The organism is Flavobacterium sp. CR10 (assembly GCF_055814415.1).
The window spans coordinates 4091130-4111036 of sequence record NZ_CP185985.1 but is presented as its reverse complement, the minus strand read 5'-3'; the positions used below and the strand labels follow the sequence as shown (position 1 = coordinate 4111036).

General features: G+C 35.3%; 12 protein-coding genes. 2 read left to right on the top strand and 10 right to left on the bottom strand.

Going from position 1 to position 19907, the window contains the following annotated elements:
* Positions 1–27: 27 nt before the first annotated feature.
* From ACNRYB_RS17660 to ACNRYB_RS17625, 8 genes are all read right to left on the bottom strand, one after another.
* The gene (locus tag ACNRYB_RS17660) at positions 28–1416 is read right to left on the bottom strand and encodes an endo-1,4-beta-xylanase (RefSeq protein ID WP_473728135.1); all 1389 of its coding nucleotides are present in this window, start codon (positions 1414–1416) and stop codon (positions 28–30) included.
* 115 nt (positions 1417–1531) lie between these two features.
* A complete protein-coding gene (locus ACNRYB_RS17655; RefSeq protein ID WP_473728134.1) occupies positions 1532–2635 on the bottom strand; it encodes a hypothetical protein in 1104 nt (367 codons plus the stop codon).
* 3 nt (positions 2636–2638) lie between these two features.
* A complete protein-coding gene (locus ACNRYB_RS17650; protein ID WP_091134995.1) occupies positions 2639–4165 on the bottom strand; it encodes a RagB/SusD family nutrient uptake outer membrane protein in 1527 nt (508 codons plus the stop codon).
* A gap of 58 nt (positions 4166–4223) precedes the next feature.
* Positions 4224–7322 carry a SusC/RagA family TonB-linked outer membrane protein gene (locus ACNRYB_RS17645; RefSeq protein WP_473728133.1) on the bottom strand — a complete coding sequence of 1033 codons (3099 nt, stop codon included), beginning with the start codon at positions 7320–7322 and terminating at the stop codon, positions 4224–4226.
* A gap of 450 nt (positions 7323–7772) precedes the next feature.
* On the bottom strand, positions 7773–11897 hold the full coding sequence (locus ACNRYB_RS17640; RefSeq protein WP_473728132.1) for a hybrid sensor histidine kinase/response regulator: 4125 nt from the start codon (positions 11895–11897) through the stop codon (positions 7773–7775).
* Positions 11898–12138: 241 nt separating this feature from the next.
* Positions 12139–14418 (bottom strand): beta-glucosidase BglX, encoded by a 2280-nt coding sequence (bglX, locus tag ACNRYB_RS17635; RefSeq protein ID WP_473728131.1) that lies wholly within the window; start codon positions 14416–14418, stop codon positions 12139–12141.
* A gap of 325 nt (positions 14419–14743) precedes the next feature.
* Entirely contained in the window at positions 14744–15247 is a 504-nt protein-coding gene (locus ACNRYB_RS17630; protein WP_473728130.1) for a transposase, read from the bottom strand.
* Position 15248: 1 nt separating this feature from the next.
* Positions 15249–15716, bottom strand: a complete 468-nt coding sequence (locus tag ACNRYB_RS17625; RefSeq protein WP_473728129.1) for a MarR family winged helix-turn-helix transcriptional regulator — start codon at positions 15714–15716, stop codon at positions 15249–15251.
* A 55-nt stretch (positions 15717–15771) separates the two neighbouring features.
* On the opposite strand from ACNRYB_RS17625, the gene ACNRYB_RS17620 reads away from it, so the two are divergent.
* The gene (locus ACNRYB_RS17620) at positions 15772–15903 is read left to right on the top strand and encodes a hypothetical protein (RefSeq protein ID WP_473728128.1); all 132 of its coding nucleotides are present in this window, start codon (positions 15772–15774) and stop codon (positions 15901–15903) included.
* Between the two features lie 7 nt (positions 15904–15910).
* Here ACNRYB_RS17620 and ACNRYB_RS17615 read toward each other — a convergent pair whose 3' ends face one another.
* Both ACNRYB_RS17615 and ACNRYB_RS17610 read right to left on the bottom strand, forming a co-directional pair.
* Positions 15911–16465 (bottom strand): dihydrofolate reductase family protein, encoded by a 555-nt coding sequence (locus ACNRYB_RS17615; RefSeq protein ID WP_473728127.1) that lies wholly within the window; start codon positions 16463–16465, stop codon positions 15911–15913.
* Between the two features lie 73 nt (positions 16466–16538).
* Positions 16539–17144 (bottom strand): helix-turn-helix domain-containing protein, encoded by a 606-nt coding sequence (locus ACNRYB_RS17610; RefSeq protein WP_473730251.1) that lies wholly within the window; start codon positions 17142–17144, stop codon positions 16539–16541.
* Between the two features lie 469 nt (positions 17145–17613).
* Between ACNRYB_RS17610 and ACNRYB_RS17605 the strand changes: the two genes are divergently transcribed.
* The gene (locus ACNRYB_RS17605; RefSeq protein ID WP_473728126.1) at positions 17614–19782 is read left to right on the top strand and encodes an alpha-N-acetylglucosaminidase; all 2169 of its coding nucleotides are present in this window, start codon (positions 17614–17616) and stop codon (positions 19780–19782) included.
* The last annotated feature ends 125 nt before the right edge of the window (positions 19783–19907 follow it).

Genomic DNA, 19907 nt, shown 5'->3' with positions numbered 1-19907 from the left:
GCCAATCCAATTCAAACTTGTTTCAATTTAATCTAAGCCTTCTAAAAATCCGGTGTGTGAGCTTTTAACCGCAAAATTAGAATCGTACAATAAAGGCCAGTCATTGCCTGGGTGATTCAGTTCAGTGCTGAACGGAATCCATGATTCATTATCTCTCATTCCCCAAATTGTCAAAGCGTATTTGTTCGCTGCTGGAAGAGCATTATAGAGTTGCACCATCTCTTTATATTTTGCTTTTTGAGCCAATCTTCTTTCATTTGTAAAAGTCGAAATATCATTAAACTGGTTTACCTGTATATCCAATTCTGAAACATGAATTTTTAAGCCTTTTGCTACTGCTTTGTTAAGATCTGCTTCTATTTGTGCTTTAGTTGGACTTAAATAGGTATTGTGCATCTGAAAACCAACACCGTCAATTACTTTAGCTGTTTTTAAATCATCCAGTAAACCAAAAACTTTGTCTTGTTTTGCTGTATTAGTTGAGGTAGCGTAATCATTATAGAATAATAATAAAGAAGCATCACCAGCAGCAACAGCGGCATTTCTTGCCCATTGAAAACAGTCTTTAACATAATTTGGTCCCATTCGCTGCAAGAAAATAGTATTTCTCATGGCACCACTGTCATCTACAGCTTCATTAACCACATCCCAAGATTTAACTTTGCCTGCATAATGTGTCACTACATCTGTAATGTATTTTTTTACTTCTGCAGCAAATTCGGCATTTGTGCCAGAAAAATCTTTAAGCCATTGTGGTACTGCATTATGCCAAACTAGAGCATGACCGTGTACGTTAATGTTATTGGCATTTCCATAGGCTACAATTTTGTCAGCTACCGTCCAGTTGTAAACACCGCTTGCAGTCGAGATCTGATCCATTTTCATTTCATATTCGGCAGAAATGCTGCTGAATTCATTTTTCAGAATAACATCATAAGGACTTTCGTTTGTCAATTGTGAAGCCTTTATCGCCATACCAACAAAAAACGGATTGGCTAGTTTATTTACTTTTACCTTTAAAAAAGTGGGATCTTCAGGAATACCGCTTGAGCCTGTCGTAACAACACTAATTACATTTGAATAATCTGAAATATGAGTTTCGTTTTTAGCTCTCACTCTGTAATAATATTGCGTTCCTCCAGTTAAACCTACTACGACTTCGTTTAAGTCAGTTACAGTTTTTGCATTATAATTTGGCAGAATAGAGGTGAAATTTTCGTCGGTAGAAACATCTAAAAGATAACTTTTAGAATAGGAAACATAATTCCACTTTGCTTTAAAACCATGATCATTTACATCTTTTGGAGCATTGGCAACTGGCGTTTCTAGAGTTTCAACAGTTTCGTTATCGTCTTTCGAGCATGCATTTAAAAAAAAGACGAGGCTGGCCAGCATTAATAAAAATTTACTTTTCATACTGTTTGTATTATGGACATTCTTTTTGAAAAGAATATTCTTGTTTATGATTATTTTTTCGATTTAATAAAAGAGGCTGTTTTTAGACCACAGCCTCTTTAAATTAAATTTCAGATTATTGGTAACGTATTTTTATATTATCAAATTTAATAGCGCTAGGGTTAGGGGTATCTCCCTGAGCAATTCCAACTTTAATTTCGTTGATTTTAGATGGATTTAAATTTGCAGCTGTATTAGATCCAAAACCATAGTTGTCTTTAAAATCAGCAATTGATATAGTTTTTGTAGTCCAGTTTACATCGGTAATTTTAAAATTATAGCCATAATTTACTCCGTCGATAGTATTTAATTGGATTGCAAATTGGGCACCCACAACATTTGCACTTACGTCAATATCAATATAAGCTTTTGCTGCATCTGTATTAGAAGCGCTTAGGAAACTAGCTCCTCCGCCGCCACTGCTTCCGTTATAGCCATTGGCGGTTGAACCTGCCCAAACTAATGTTGTGTAATTTCCAGTAGGACCTCCAGCTGTACTGGTGTTGAAACTTTCTACGTCTCCATAAGATGTCCAATCTTTTCTAGCACCATTTCCGTCAAAATCAGATACTAGAATAATTGTTGCAAAATCAATTGTCTTTTTTGTTGTTCCTCCTGGTGTAGTAATGGCAAGTTCTGATCCAGAAGCTGCATTTGCAGGTAAACCGATGATGATAGAAGATGACGATTTTACCGTATAGCTTACCTCTTTTCCTGCCAAGGTAATAGAGGAAATATTATAAAACCAAGTTCCTTCGATTTCTAACGGAAATCCTGGAGTTGCAACAGCAGGAGTTGTTTTGGTAATTGTAGGTACAGGCTGTAGAATCTCAATGTTTTTAGTAACAGAACCATTTGCAGTTGTAAAAGTAATAGGCTGCACACCAAATCTGCTTCCTAGTTTTTCATCAAAAGGAATAGTGAAAATAAACGATTTGTCTGAATTGTAATTAGGATTAAAAGCAATATTAATAGTATTATCGAGTGTAATCTTTTTTAATCCCGTTAAACCTTCTCCTTCAACTCTTACTTTATTGTTTGGAAAGGCCTGATTTAGTAAATCTCCCGGTTCGGCAACCATTGCATCTATGTTTGCGCTAGTTGCATCATCATTCTGGCAGGCTGTAAAAGAAGCCAGCACAAAAAGTAGTAGAATGCTATATTTTATTGTATTGATCATAGTTTAGTTATTAAAGTTAAAAGGAACCGGAGCTTCTAATAATGATGGATTGGTATCTATGGCAGACTGAGGCAATGGAAGTTCAAAATAATTGCTGCCAGGCGTTATTTTTCTTGAAACCAATTCTGTTCTGGCATCATCAGAATAAAAACCTACTTCCTGCTGCGAGATAATCGCAGTTGCTTCAGCCAGACCGCGGCGTTTTAAATCGAAGAAATATTGGCCTTCAAGAGCAAATTCAATTCTTCTTTCATTAAAAAGCTCATCTCTTGTAAGTACTGTTTTAATTGGCAATCCTGCTCTTTTTCTTACTTCGTTAAAAGAACTTAAAGCCGCTGCTGAAGTAGTGGAAGGTGCTCCAGCCATAATTGCCTCAGAATTCATCAATAAAATATCGGAATATCTTAAAATAATCGTGTTTTGAGAAGTTCTCATAAAGAATACATCGTTTCTTTCTGCAGCAGATCCTACTATATATTTTCTAAAATTAGCCGCCGTAGAAGAGTATATTTTTTTATAGGTAAAACCGCCTTGACTTTTTAATAATTCAGGGTAAAAATCGCCATCAGTCATAATGGTGCTCTTTTTTCTGATATCTTTTGGCTCAAATCCATTTTGCAGAGAAATAGAAGGAAGGTAAACTCCCCATCCGTCACCACCGCCTGTAATTCCTGTGCCTCCTGGAACTATATACGCCTGATTGGTATTTTGAGTTCCCCATTCTGTAGCAATAGCTTTCCATTGAAGCGCAAACATGCTCTCTGCACTATTATTATTTTCCGGACTGCTGAACAGATTTCCGTATTCTTGAATTAAAGTATACTGATTTCCGATAATTTTCTGGGTTAAAGCAGCACATTCAGCATATTCATTTAAAGTCAGATGCACTTTGGCTAAAATTCCCATTGCGGCATATTTAGTCACGTAACCTTTCTTTAATCCTTTTTCCGGTAAATTTTCTGCCGCGTATTCTAAATCCTGCTTGATGAATTTGTAAACATCTTCAACAAGATTTCTTTTTGGCTGTGCTGCAGATCCCGCTTTATTGATGATAGGCACAGCTCCAAAAGTTCTAACTAAATAGAAATAGGCATTGGCCCTCATGAATCTTGATATGGCAATTGCATTTTTATAAGAAGCCTCAGGAAGTTCGTTTTTTCTGGCTTCAACCAGACTCATTAAATTATTAGACTGGTCGATAACCGAAAACAAGGCCACGTATCCTTCTGTAAGAATCGGATTTTGAGATGTTACCTGAGCATCTTTAAACTGCGCATAAGCACCATCAAATGTAAAGGCGTTTCCGGCATACATGTCTCCTACAGCAATAAGGAATTTATCGTTAAAAGCAAACCAAGGCTTAAAGTACAAGCTCTCGGCGATTCCGTCAAAAGCGGTAACGCCTTCAGGCAGATCGCTTGGCGTTAATTGATTTTCAGATGGTGCATTCAAAAACTCATCTGAGCAGGAAAATAAAGACAGCAATGGTATAAGCATTCCCATCAAAAAAAGTTTAAAAAGTTTTTTCATAACTATATTTTTATGTTAATAACTGTAAGTCATTAAGTTGGATGTGTTTTTATAAAGCTTAGAATTCTAAATTTACCCCTATAGAAGTTATTCTTGGCACAGGATAACGCCCTAAGTCTATACCGCTCAGTGTTATATTCTGGTCTAGGTTTCCAAGAGCTGGATCAAATCCGGTATATTTTGTAAACGTGTACAAGTTTTGAACGTTTGCATACAATCTTACTTTAGATATGATAGAATTGTCGAAAATCTTATTTGGCAGATCGTAGCTTAAAGAAACATTCTGGATTCTTAAATAAGAACCGTCTTCAACAAATCTGTTCGAAATTCTTCCGTTGCCATTTGGATCATTAAGCGTAATTCTAGGAACATCTGTATTTTCATTCACTCCAGGTTCAAAAGCCTGCATTGCCTGTGTGCTTACGTTTCCAAATCGGTCTCCAAAACCAGGATAAATGCCATCAATATAATGACGCGTAAAGTTGTAGATCTTGTTGCCTTGGCTTCCTGTTAAAGAAACCGAAAAATTGAAGTTTTTGTATCTAAGATTATTCGTAATAGCGTAGGTAAAATCAGGAATAGCATCTCCTATGGCTGTCTGGTCTTTACTGTCTATTTTTCCGTCACCATTAAGATCTTTAAATCGAATGTCTCCCACGCCTGTTCCTGCTTCTTGAATTGGTCCAGCTGCCAGTTCTGCGGCATTTTTAAACAAGCCATCTGTTACATAGCCATAAAATTGTCCTACTGGCTGTCCTTCGGTAGTTCTGGTAACATTGTATAAATCAAACTGCACTTTTCCCAACAATGATTTGCCCTGACCTTGAAAACGAGTCAATTCATTATTGTATTTTGAAAAAATGATCGTTGTATCCCAGTTAAAATTTTCTGTAACGATATTTCTTGTATTTAAAGTAAGCTCAATCCCTTTGGTTACAATTTCACCTGTATTCAAATAATAATTAAGCGCACTTTGATTGGATTCATCGTTGATTTGTTTGGTCAAGAAATCTGAAGAATTTTTAATGTAATAATCAAAATCTAATTTTACTCTGTTGTTAAGCATTGCCAGTTCAAAACCAGTATTGAAAGATTTAAGAGATTCCCATTTTATGTCTGGATTTCCTAAATTATCGATCGTTGGCGAAACCCCACCAAATGGCGATGCTAGTAGCGATAAAATAGTTTGGTATCTGTTTGCCGGAATGTTTTGATTTCCTACAAGACCGTATCCAGCTTTTAATTTCAGATAATTGACGCTTTTTGACAAAGGCTCAAAGAATTTTTCGTTGCTAACTGTCCATCCTCCTGAAAATGAAGGGAAATATCCCCATTTGTGGTTTGGTCCAAAGTTGGATGAAGCATCCGCTCTTAAAGAAGCGGAAAAAGAGTAGCGGTCAGAAAAACTGTAATTTAATCTTGAAATATACGATGTCATAGACCAGCGTCCAGAACCGTTTCCGTTTAGGGCAGTGGCAATATCACCGATATTAAGATTGGTGAAATCTTTATTTAGGAAATCGCCTGTTCTGTAACCGCTTAAATATTCATAATAACTTTCCTGTGCTTCTTGCCCTAGTAAAAAAGTAAAATTATGTTTCTCGTTTAGCGTTTTGTTGTAAGTCAGATAGTTTTTGATATTCCAATAATAGCTCTGATCTTGCTGTTTGAACGATTTATTTAAAAGTTCAGTTACGTTTCCTAAAGTATATTTAGGCACAAAAGTGCTGTTTTTTGAGAAATTCAAATCGTATCCTAATTCTGATCGGAAAACCAATCCTTTTAAAATAGTAAAATCAGCAAATAGATTTCCATTGATTTTGAATCTTTCTGTAGTGGCATTATTGTATTCAGATAAGGCAATTGGGTTAGTGGCTTCATTTGCCGATGATCCCAAACCGGATGTTGGTCCCGCATAAGAACCATCTGCAGCTCTAACCGGCAATTCTGGAGACTGTCTTAAGGCATTCATAACCAATCCTCCTCTGTCATCATTTCTTACCACTTGCTGAGATGATTTGCTTATTGAGAGGTTGTTGCCAATTTTAAGCCAAGATTTTACATTGGAATCTACATTTAGACGCATTGCCAATCTGTTGAAATCTGAATTTAAGACAATACCCTCCTGATCAAAATAATTTAAAGAAGTATAAAAGCGTGTTCCATCTTTTTCGCCAGAGAAAGAAAGCTGGTGATTGTACATGGTTGCCGTTCTAAAAAGTTCATCCTGCCAGTTTGTGCCATTTCCAAGCAGATTAGGCTTTTGATATTGATACGGAACAGGCTCACCATTTAACTTGTAGATTTTTGCCTGATAAGCGGCATATTGAGGCAGGTTTAAAACATCAACCGTATTGTTTATCTGCTGAGTTCCTAAATAGGTTTCGTATGTAAATTTAGATTTTCCCTTTTTTCCTTTTTTAGTAGTAATCAAAACCACTCCATTTGCACCGCTTGATCCATATATCGCTGTTGCAGAAGCGTCTTTTAAGATATCGATTGTTTCTATATCTGAAATATTCAATCCAGACAAAGCAGAATTTTTAGTCTGTCCGTTTCCTCCGCCTAGAGCGCTAAACGAAAAGGAATCATTGTTCTTGTCTGCAAAAACAGGTGTTCCGTCGATCACATATAAAGGCTCATTCCCGTTAATAGAGGTAATTCCTCGAATCTGAACCGATATTCCCCCACCTGGAGTACCGGAGTTCTGCGTAACATTCACACCTGCGGCTTTACCCACAAGAGCCTGATCAATGGAAATAAAAGGCTTATCCTGAATTTCAGAAGCTTTAATAGAAGATACTGCACCATTTATGTCTTTTCTTTTTGATGTCCCGTATCCGATAACCACCACTTCGTTTAGTTTTTCGAGGTCGCTCACCATCACCACCTGCATATTCGGTTTGGCTTCAAGGATTAAATTTTTGTATCCTATATAAGTGAAAAGCAGCATTGCTTTTGGTTCAATATTATTCAATACGAATGTACCGTCAAAATCCGTGACTGTTCCATTTTTGGTTCCCTGTACTATTACACTAACGCCTGGAAGACTGTTTCCTCCCGATGTTACTTTACCTTTAATAGTTTGAGCGAAGAAAAAATTTCCCCACAAGCATACTATTAAGCACAATAGTCTTTTCAATGTTTTTTTCTGCATAAAGTTTGGTTGTTTAGTTTAAATTGAAATAATTAGTAATTCGTTAAGTTTTAAGAAAACATTTTAAAAATTGGATCTTTTGCCAGATAATTATTAGAGGTTTGGACAGCAGAACTTTTTCTTAAATATTTCTTAACGAAAGTAGATTCTAGAGGTGTTGCATTGTAGAACAGATGATGCATATTCTGCAACAGATGATGCAAAAAAAACGTCTAAACCCCTATAATGGGTAAAATAGCACCCTAAAGGCATTATTACCTGTGCTGAGATTTTGCTAATTTTTTCACCTAAAAAATATTGTTTGTTTAAAATATTAAGGGTTTAATTTTTATATACTGATTTTCAGCTGAAAATTAAAAGCTTAGATTTTGAAAAAAATCACTGACAAAAAAAGAGCTTCGGTTTAAACCGAAGCTCTCTGCCATTTGATGTTTAATTATGGATATTTTGCTATTCTTTCGTTCTTTTTTCCTGAGTGGGCAAATGGCCATATTTGATTTTATAGCATTTGGCAAAATAGGAGGGAGAAGTAAAACCAACTTTGAAGCTTATTTCGTTGATATTATTATTGCCTTGTTCAATCAGCTGTTTTGCTTTTTCTAATCGTACATTTCGGATAAATTCATTGACCGAAACACCCGTTAAGGTTTTTATTTTTCGATAGAGCTGGCTTCTGCTTAAAAAGATTTTAGAAGAAAGGAGTTCGACAGTTAATTCAGGTTCGCTGATGTTCTCATTAATGAAATGTAGAATTTTCTGAATGAAATCATTATCAAGCGAAGTTGTTTTTTCTTTTCCTTGTTTAGTGATGCCACTGTAAAATTTTTTAAACATAATCTGTCTGCTAGTGATAAGCTGCGCCAGACTCGATTTTAGAATATCCAGTTCAAATGGTTTGCTTAAATACATGTCAGCGCCAGAATCGATGCCTTCCAGTCGGTCTTTCACCATTGCTTTGGCAGAAAGCATCAATAAAGGAATATGGCTTGTTTTTAAATCGCCTTTTATTTTTTTGCACAATTCAAGTCCGTCCATGACTGGCATAATGACATCGGTTATGATTAAATCAGGCAATTTCTGTACAGCAAGATCGTAACCTTTTTGGCCGTTTTCTGCTGTAATTACTTTGTATGACTTGCTAAGTTCCTCTTTTAAATAGTTTCTCAGTTCTGTATTGTCTTCTACAATTAAAATGGTATATGCTTTTTGAGTTTCTGTCTCAGAATTATATTCTATTTCATTTTGAACAGGTTCAGATAAAAGTTCGTTTTTGTGCTCTATTTTATATTTCTGATCAATAATCTCACTTCCTTTATATAGCGAGCTGCCTAGCGGAAAAGTTATTTTAAAGCTTGTGCCTTGCCCAAGTTGGCTTTCAACTTCAATTTTTCCTTTATGAAGTTCGACAAATTCCTTTACAACCTCAAGGCCAATTCCTGTGCTTCCGTAATATTCCTTATTGAGATTATTGACTTGGTAAAAACGGTCAAAAATTTTGTTTAAATCTTTTTTTCGTATTCCCGAACCTGTATCCGCAATGGTTATTGAAAATGATGGCACTTTATTTCCGTCGATAATCAATTCATTTTCGGTCTCTGATGTGTTTATGGAAATATGAATCGAACCATTATCAGGCGTAAATTTAAATGCATTCGAAATAATATTAAACAGTATTTTTTCCAGCATTTTGGGATCCAGCCAATCTTCGAGCTCGTCTACAGGCGATTCAAAATTAACAGCAATGTTTCGAGCAGAAGCTTCTTCATAAAAGTAGCCTATAACGGCTTCTGTAAACGATACAACTTCAACTTTCTTGGCTTGAAGCGAAATTTTATTAAACTCTAATTTATTAAAGTCCATAAGCTCATTAATTAGTCTAGAGAGCCTATCAGAGCTTTTGTGCACTATTTTTAGTTTGTTGTATATCTCTGGAGATATTTTTTTACTTTTTAAAATATCTTCTAGTGGGTTGATAATCAGTGTTAAAGGAGTTCTGAATTCATGTGAGATATTGGTGAAAAACTGCAGTTTTTTATTGTTTAATTTCTCCAATTGAATGTTCTTTTCCTTTTCCAGAATGATAGCCTGTTTCGCTTTGAAACGGTTTTGATAGATCTTGTTAAGATACAGGATCAGGAAAATTAAAATAGAAGAATAGATTAAATAAGCCCAAATGGTTTTCCACCATGGAGGAAGCACTTTTATTTTCAGTTCTAATTGATTGCCGCTCCAAGTGCCGTCTGCGTTGGCAGATTTTACTTTAAAGGTATAATTTCCCGGAGCCAGATTGGTATAGGTTGCTGTTCTGTTATTTCCTACATAGTTCCAGTCTTTTTCAAAACCTTCGAGATAATAGGCGTATTGGTTTTTCTTAGAATAATTATAATTGATTCCCACATATTCGATTGTAAAAACAGATTGCGTGTAATTAAGTGTAATTTCTTGGGTCTGCGAAATTACTTTGCTTAATGGCGAGCCTTCTTCATTTGGCTTTACTGATTTATTGAATAATTTAAAATCACTGAAATAAAGGCGTGGGGCTTTTTCAGCTTTTTTAATTTCGTTTGGATTAAAATAATTTACTCCTTCATAACCTCCAAAATAAAGTTCTCCGTTCCCGTCTTTATAAACAGCATTGTTGTTAAAATCGTTATCAATAAGACCATCATCTTTATTAAAGTTGGTGCTTTTTCGGTTTTTAAGATCAAGTTTTGTAAGCCCAGATCCGCCGCTTAGCCATAAAGCGCCATTATTGTCTGAAATTATAGCACGAATTGATTTTTCCTCAAATCCAGGAAAATCATCATAATTGGAGAATGTCTTGTTTTTTTTATTGTAGCTAAACAGCCCTTGAGTATCTGTTCCTATCCAAATTGTTTTATCATTAGATTCATAAATAGATAAAATAATCTGAATGCTATTGTTTTTATTAATGCCGCCAAACATGGCATCGCGCATTTTTGTGACCTTAAAGCCAGACTCGTCCTTTATATTGATCTGATATAATCCTAAGATAGTGCCGACCCACAAAACATTATCAGAATCCACAAAAACTTTACGGATAAAAGCATTATCTAAACCGTTTTTGACAAATGGCTCAGTATCACAATGCACAAATGTGTTGCTCTTATTATCAAAGTAATGCAGTCCTTTTATAAAAGTTCCGATCCAGATTCTGCCTTTTGAATCTTCTGAAAAACTAAAAATTCGGTTCGATTTTAATCCAGGTGTATTTGCTGTATTATAGTTTATAAATCTGGAAGTTCCGTTTTTTAGAAAGTAGATCCCTCGGTCCCAGCTTCCTAGCCAGATGTTTTGCCTGCTGTCTATAAAAATGACTTGAATATCGACAGCATCTAAACCAGAGTAGTAACTTTGATTTGTTTTATTTACATGAATAAAGCTTTTATTGGCAAGGTTATATATGTCAAGTCCGCCTCCTTCGTTACTGATAAGCAGGTTTCCTTTTTTGTCTTTTGCAACTGAAGTGACATAACTTGTCTGCAGAGAATTTTCATTGTTAGCAAGCGATTCAAGAGAATTGAATTTATTATTTGGTTTGTCAAAAACGCCAAGTCCCTTATTGAAATATCCTAGCCACAATCTTTTTTCTCTGTCCTCGTACAAGGACCAAACCGAATTGGATTTTAAGCTGGCACTATTGTACTTGCTGTGCAGGTATTTTTTCAGCACTTCTCCCTTATAGTTCACAACCAGTAATCCGTCATTTTCAGTGCCGCAGACAATGTAACCCAAACTGCTTTGTACGATTGATAGGATCTTATTTTTGGTAATGGCATAGTTTTCAAACTGATAATTATCTGTTTCAGGCTTGATTTTTATGAGTCCGTTTTCGGTTGTGCCCATCCATAGGTATCCAAATTTATCTATAACAAGACTTTCAATGTCGTTAGTTAGAGGTTCTCGTTTAAATTTGTCTTTATAAACCTGTTTGGCTTTTCCATTGGTGTCAATTTCTAAAAGTCCGTAACTGGTTCCTAAATAAATAATTCCCTGTTTGTTTTTAACCGAGGATTTTATCAGAAAATTGGGCTTGTCCAGCACTTTTGAATGCACCAGAGAAGCTTTTAGAGTTTTTATGTTAAGTTTGAATAGTCCAAAACCGTAAGCGCCTAAGTATAGATTGCCATTATTGTCTTCAATAATTGTTTTTATCGTAATGGGCTGCGTGTATCCCTGTGTTATGGCATCTTCAATATTGATTCGGGTAAAGTTGTCCAAATCTCTGTTATATAAGCATAAACCCTGATCGGTGCCCACCCAAAGATTATTTTTGGAATCGATAAACGTCGAATAAATAAAGTTGCTGTTTACCGAGCCGGGTTTGTTATCGTATTTATATCCGAAATAATTTACGCCATCGTATCTATACAGACCAGCACCGCTTGTACCGATCCATATAAAATCATTTTTATCCTGAATGATAGAAGAAACAGCTCGTTTTGAAGCAGTTTCTTGTATGCTCCTAAACTGGTAGCTGTCAAATTTGCCTTGCGAAAACAGCGGGTTTGTAATGCTTAAAAAGAATAAAAGGATATAAGTTGTCTTTTTCATTTAGATGTAACAGTATGCATTATCCGGTTTGTTTAAGTGGATTTTTCAGGATATGGGTAACAATATTAATAAAACTAATTTGAACACTTATTTTTTTTTATTCAAATCTGTCTTATTGCCAAAATCCTGAGTACGATTATGAACCTTATTAAGGAATTATCGTACTCAGGATATAAAAAAATAAAAGATATTCGATTCTTGTTAAGACAGAATAATCCTTTTGGGCTTTATTTTTGGGCTTTTATTTTAGCTCAAATTTACCGTTAAGTCCATTATTAGAATTCCAGCCCACCATAATATTAAATTGGCCAGATTCAACTAAAAATTTACCGTTGTTGTCGTAGAATCCAAGTTCATTATTTGTCAATGTGAATTGAACTGTTTTGGTTTCTCCCTTTTTTAATTCGACAAGCTCAAAACCTTTTAATTCTTTTACAGGTCTTGCAATGCTTGCAACAGGATCATTTATATAGAGCTGGACGATTTCTTTCCCATCAAAATTACCTGTATTGGTCACATCAACAGAAACTTCTATTTTTTCTCCTTTTTGGAAAGAAGCTTTTGAAATCTTCAGGTTTTTATAGTCAAAAGAAGTATAGCTTAATCCGTAACCGAATGGGTATAAAGGAGTTTTTTCGACATCAGAATAGTGCGACCAGAAAACATTATTGTCTTTGTCTGTAGGTCTTCCCGTATTGTACAGATTGTAATAGATAGGGCATTGGCCTACGTTTCTTGGAAAAGACATTGGCAGCTTGCCACTCGGATTATAATCTCCATACAAAACCTGCGCAATCGCATTTCCAGATTGTGTTCCTAGTTGCCAAGCTTCAACAATAGCAGGAATATGTTCTGCCGCCCAAGGTATAGATAAAGGACGTCCGTTGTTTAATACCAGAATAATATTTGGATTTGCTTTATAAATTTCCTCCAATAATTGCTGCTGATTGCCTGGCAGTCCTAATTCTGTTCTGCTGCGCGCTTCGCCGCTTTGAAAGCCTATCTCGCCCAGCACCATTACTACAATTTCAGCCTCTTTGGCCGCTTTTTTAGCCGCTTCAAATCCAGAAAAGTCAGTTGTATTGACTTTTACTTCGTCTAAAAAGGATTGCTTGTTTGTAGCAACATCAGTCCCTTTTTCATAAACTAATGCGCTGTTTTTATATTGCTGCATTCCTTCCAGAACCGATACCGCAGTATTATCATCTGCGGCGATTCTCCAGCTGCCCAGAGGACTGTTTTTATCATTGGCCAAAGCGCCGATTAAAGCAATTTTAGCGCCTGACTTTTTTAAAGGCAGAAGATTTTTATCGTTTTTTAATAACACAATCGATTTTTTGGCCATATCCAGAACATCGTCGTTGTTTGCTTTACTGCCTATATTTGATTTTTCGCGAGTTTCATCACAATATTTATAAGGATTATCAAAAAGACCCAATTCAAATTTCACTCGAAGGATTCTGCGCACGGCATCATCAATTACGCTTTCTTTTACCGATCCATTTTTTACCAGTTTAGCCAGTTCTGTAACATATATATTCGATTCCATATCCATATCAGAACCTGCGAGAGCCGCTTTTTTAGCCGCATCCGCACCATCTGCTGCGTAGCCGTGAGTAATCATTTCGGCTATTGAAGCCCAATCAGAAACCACGAATCCTTTAAATCCCCATGCGCCTTTTAGAATATCTCTCTGTAAAAATGAATTTCCAGTCGCTGGAATTCCGTTTAAGGTATTAAATGAATTCATAAAAGTGCGGATTCCTGCGTCACTTGCCGCTTTAAAAGGAGGTAGCACCGTATTGTATAGTTTAGAATTGCTCATATCTACGCTGTTGTAATCTCGGCCTGCTTCTACAAAACCATAACCGGCAAAATGTTTTGCACAGGCGATGATTTTAGTATGGTCAAAACGCTCGCCTTGAAAACCTTTAACTCTTGCTATCGCAATTTTACTTCCCAAATAAGGATCTTCGCCAGCGCCTTCCATAACTCTTCCCCATCTTGCATCATTTGAGATATCTACATTAGGTGCAAAAGTCCAATTTAATCCAGATGCAGAAGCTTCCAAAGCAGCTACGCTAGCCGAATTTTTAATGGCTTCCAAATCCCAGCTGGCAGCTTCCGCCAACGGAATAGGGCTTAAAGTTTTGTAGCCGTGGATGACATCAAAACCAAAAAGAAGCGGAATTCCAAGACGGGTTTCTTCAATAGCCATTTTTTGCAAAGTTCTGACTTGGTTAACACCTCTAACGGTAAGAACAGAGCCTACCAATCCTTTCTTTATGTTATTGTATTTTTCTTCATTAGAGCCCGATTCTGGTTTAGGTCCGGTAACATCCCATGAACCGTTATACTGATTCATTTGTCCGATTTTTTCTTCCAATGTCATTTCTTTCATTAAAAGAGAAATTCTTTCCTCTATTGGTTTGTTAGAGTCAAGATGCTTTTTTGCTTGTCCGTAACTGGTTCCATAAACAATAAGCAGTAAAAATGCATATCGTTTAAATTGCTTTTTCATCATTGTGGTTTTAATTTTATTGTTGAGGTTTTTATAATAAGATTTGTTGCTTTTGTACAATGTAAATTCCTGCGAAGAAAATGCACAAAAAATAAAAGATGTAAATGTACTTTTAGGAAAGAAGTCTAAATAATAAATTTGAAGCATTATGTGCGACAAATGATGTATTTTCAGCCTTCGCGATAAGCAAAAACAAAAAATAAGTGACATTAGAAGGCGTGAGCGTTTTCTAAACTGCGCTTTTTATAAAATATCAGTGTAATGATAAAAAAGGAACCGAAATAGGCTTAAAACAAAAGGCAGTGTAAATCTACACTGCCTTTTGTTATGCTCTTAGACTGAATAATTTAATGCACAAGGGAATTAATGCGCAGGAAATGATAAGAAATATAATGACCCTGATATAATTGAGCGTCTGCCAAAGGGAAGTTCGTTTTGCAAGATCCTTTGCAAGTGAAGGATTTTCTGCTATTTTTTGAAAATCAATGATGTTTGGTGCAAAATAGGAGAGCGTCCATGCTCTAACTGCAAAATGTGCAGCAAATAAAACTAAAAGCCAGTTTCGTACGGGGTCAATTCTCCAGCAGAAAATAATGGCAAGGATAAAGGCGATTTCATGCAGAGAATGAAATATAATCCAGAAAACTTTCAGGCTAGCGCCTTTTCCATCCAGTAAAAGCTTAAAATTTTCAGGTGCCGATTCGGTCCATCTAGGCACAAAAACCAGAGTTTCGAAAATCTGTGCGCCATTCATTAAAAAGTAGATAAGTGTGGTGAGGCAGAGCCATATTTCAGCTCTGGTCAGGTAATTTGCAGTAAGACCTTCCATATTATTTTTTGTTTAAAATATCTTTTGTTTCTTCCATTATGGCTGTGGCTTTAATAAAATAGCTTTCTATAGTTTTGATCTGCTCTTCTGAAAAAGTGGCAAGCAATTCCATAGTTTTCTGCTGCAGTTCGTCAAAGAAAGGTTTGAGAAGCTTCATGCTGTTTTCGACATTTGGAACAATGATGACCTTTCTTCGGTCTTCTTTGGTGAAATGCCTTTCCACGAGCTTCATTTTTTCCAATCGGTCTATTAATCCCGTTACGGCACCTGTGCTTAAACCCGTAAGTTTTGAAATTTCTCCCGCGGTTATAGATTCGTAGGGAAGAATAAGCCCTAAATATTTGTGGTCGGTTCCCGAAAGCCCTGCTTTTCGTGCAATCGCAGCATGCATAAATGCAGATGCATCAGAATACTTTCTGCTCGCATTTTGGAATCTTAACAGTACATCTTGGTTATTAATTTCACTCATAAACTAAGTATCTTAGTCACAAAGATAAATAATTTATATGAGAATGTGAACTCTATTGAAACGTTATTCAGGAAGCATTATGCCAGACATCGGACATTCTCGTGAGAAATGCCGAGGAAGCTGTGCAGGGGAAGAAAGCAGTGAAGGATGGATTGCAAAGTGTGTAAATCCTTATACGTTGGCGTAAGTTCAGCCTATATTATTCCTTCTGCCAATTCATTTTTCTTTTTGTAATATAGCTGGACTAATCCAGTTTCAAATGTTTTTGCCGAAATAAATTCAAGCGTTTGTTCTGGTCTTCCATCTTTAAAAAGTCTTGTTCCGCCACCCAATAAAATGGGAATAACTGAAATTGTAAACTCATCTATCAAACTGTTCTTTAGAAGTTCATTTATGACTTCAGAGCCGCCATCACAATAAATATTTTTGCCTTTTTCAGATTTTAGTTTTTTCACAAGCTCGACTATGTTTCCTGTATAAAAAATTGTCCTCTCTATTTGTGGCCTTTCAGTTCGTGTGATGACATAAATATCTCTTTGACCGTTGTCGTAATGAGATGAACCAATTTCCTTTAGAACATAATCATAAGTTTTTCTGCCAATAATTAAAGTATCTACATTAGCAGTAAATTCTGCATATCCATAATCTTCATCTTTTTTTTCGACAAGTTTCAAAAAGCTTAGATCGTCATTTGGCTTTGCTATGTAGCCATCTAAGCTCATAGCGATGAAAAGTGATATTTTTCGCATTTTTTATTAAGTTTTAATGTTTTGTCAAATGTACTTTTGTGCCACCGATTATACTTTGTAAAAATGCGACAAATTACAATGATGATGGTGAAAGTCCAGTATTTCGCTTAATTTCATTACTGAGATGCGAATGGTCATAATAGCCACATTCAAATGCAATATCCGAAAGACTTCGATCTTGATTTGTTTTTTTAATAATATTTAAAGCATTTTGAAAACGAATGATATTTGAAAATTCTTTTGGTGAGAGTCCAATGTATTTCTTAAAATTACGTTCCAACTGTCTTACTGTTGTGCAATTCTTTTTAGCCAATTCGTAAATGCTGATTTGTCCGTTTGCTAAATCGATATCATTAATAACAGATTGCAGAGGAATGTTTTTATTTTTTAATCTATCCAAATAGAAGCGGTTAAAATAATCGAATGATTTTTCAACTACCGTATCAGTATGAAAGGAATTAGATTTTTCAAATTCAACAGTATTGTTTATCAATATACTTTGCGGGTCGTAGCTATAGAAATTGGCAAAAGCAGCTGGTTTTAGACATGCTCCTGCTAAATGAGTATCCATATCTATTAAACTGTCTTTATAAGAATCCATTGCACCAACAGCATAGGTTTTTCCAAACTCTAAAAAAAGAGAGCCATTATCGGTCAAACAGCTATTTCCTAAATTAATTATAATTCCACTGCAGCCGTCAGGATAAACTCGTTCCTGTTGTGATTTAGTATAGGTTTCCTTTCAGTTCCCAAAAGAAATGAATGTAAGGCTCTAATTCTTTACAAGGTTTTATTTTTTTGTACTCCATACATCCATTTTTTTGTTTCAAAAATAGGTAACCTTCGTTCGATATAGCAGATTGGTACGAATTTAAGCTTTAATTTCAAAAATGCCTATTAAATAGTCTGTGAAATATGTCTATGCTTTTGACTGATAAATCCATCTTATAGGACATCATTATATATAATTTTATTTTTCAGTTCAGGATCTCATGGTTTGGTTCTGGGTTTTATGTAAGACCGCTAATTATTAGTGAAAAATTTTTGTTAGGTTTTGTTTGTGCAGGGGAGATTAATTTAATTATTTAATCTCCTTTGCTTTATTAGGCTAAAGTAAATTAAGACAATTTAATAAATATATGATTTATATGAAAAGTGAGAATTTTAAAATTAAAAAGAGCAGTTTCCTGAAATTGACTGTTGTGGCTTGTATGCTCTTGTTTTGCGGTTCCGTAAAAGGGATTTGCCAAAATGAAGAAAAAACAAAAAGTGCTTTTGGGGTTATTGAAAGGCTTGTTGGGAGTCGCGTTAACGAATTTCAATTAAGCATTGAGGAAGACAAAAAAAGTAAATCGGACTGGTTTGAAATTGAAACAGATAATAATCTCGTAAAGATAAAAGCTTCTACTAATACAGCAATCTGTTATGCTGCATATAATTTTTTAAAAGACATAGGAGCAGTTTTAATTAGTTGGGAAGGAACAAGAATTGAACTGCCTAAAACATGGCCGAAATATTCAAAAAATGGAGATACGCCTTTTCAATACAGAGAATACCTCAATGCTTGTACTTTTGGCTATACAACTCCTTGGTGGGATTGGAAACGCTGGGAACAAGAAATTGACTGGATGGCTTTTCACGGGATAAATCTTCCAACTGCTATGGAAGGTCAAGAAGCGGTTTGGCAGGAACTGTGGAAAGAATATGGCTTAACCAATGCGCAATTAGAATCTCACTTTGCAGGCCCAGCCTATCTGCCTTGGCAGCGTATGGGAAATATTAATAGTCTAGAAGGACCGTTGCCACAGGAGTGGTTTTTTAAAAAAGAAGCTCTTCAAAAGAAAATCTTAGAACGAATGAGAGCTTTAGATATGCATCCTGTTGTACCAGCTTTTAGCGGTTATGTGCCAAAGGCTTTCGCCGAAAAACATCCCGAAGCTAAAATAACCGAACTTAAATCATGGTCAGGCGGTGGATTTGCAAGCACTTTTCTGTTAGACTCCAAAGATCCTTTATTCAAACAAATTGGAAAACGCTTTATTGAAATTTATACCAAAATGTACGGAAAGTCTAATTTTTATTTAGCCGATTCTTTCAATGAAATAGAACCTCCTGTTTCAGAACATAATAAATATGAAGAACTTTCTAATTATGGAAGTGCTGTTTATGAAACTATAAACGAAGCAGCTCCTGGTGCAGTTTGGGTTATGCAAGGATGGCTTTTTGGAGATAATAAAGAATTTTGGACAAAGGAAGCGACGAAGGCATTTTTAAGCAAAGTTCCAAATGAGAAAGTGATGGTTCAAGATTATGCCAACGATAGATATAAAGTATGGGAAAATCAAGAAGCTTTTTATGGCAAACAATGGACATACGGATATGTGCATAATTACGGAGGATCGAACCCTGTTTATGGAGATTTGAATTTTTATAAAGACGAATTAGCAAGCTTACTTAAAAATTCAAATAGAGGAAATATTGTAGGCTACGGAGCAATGCCTGAAGGATTAAATAACAATTCGATAGTTTACGAATATATATATGATCTGCCATGGACTAAAGCAGAACAGCCTTTAAATGATTGGATGGCTAAATATTTAAATGCAAGGTATGGGCAGACTTCAGAATCTGTTTTTCATGCTTGGGAATTATTGATCAAATCTGTTTATAATGTTAAATATTGGGAAACACGTTGGTGGAACGACTGGGCTGGAGCATATCTATTATTCAAACGTCCTACAATCAAAATTACAGAGTTTAAAGGAAATCCGGGAGACAAAAGCAAATTAAAAGAAGCTTTGGATATTTTGAAAATAGAAGCTAAAAAGTACAGTAAGAAGAATCTTATTCAATACGATTTAATCGATGTTTCAAGGCATTACAATTCACTTTCTATTGACGAAGAATTGATTGAATGCGTAAAAGCGTATCAGGAGAAAAACATTGCAAAAGGAGATCAATTGTTTAAACAGATCGAAAAACAAGTTTTAGAAACAGATAAGATGATGTCTGGACAACCTTTAAATAATTTAGACCAATGGGTTAAATCGGCCTCAGATTACGGAAGTTCGGCAGAGGTTTCTTCATTATATATCAAAAATGCTAAAACATTAATAACTCTTTGGGGTGGAGAAGGGCATCTTAATGATTATGCTTCAAGATCATGGAAAGGAATGTATAAAGAATTTTACTGGCCAAGATGGAAAATGTTTTTGCAAGCTTTAAAAAAGGCATCAGTTGGCAATACTTCTTTTGATGAAAGTAAGGAAAGAGAATCAATTAAAAATTGGGAAATTAATTGGACAAAAAACAAATAAAAGATTCTAAGATTACAATTAATGCGTATATAAACATAATTTAAGCTCATATTTATAAAATAACCTAAAGCGATACTATCTGTATGAAAAAGAAAAACTTTCGAAATCGATTTATTAGTCAGTTT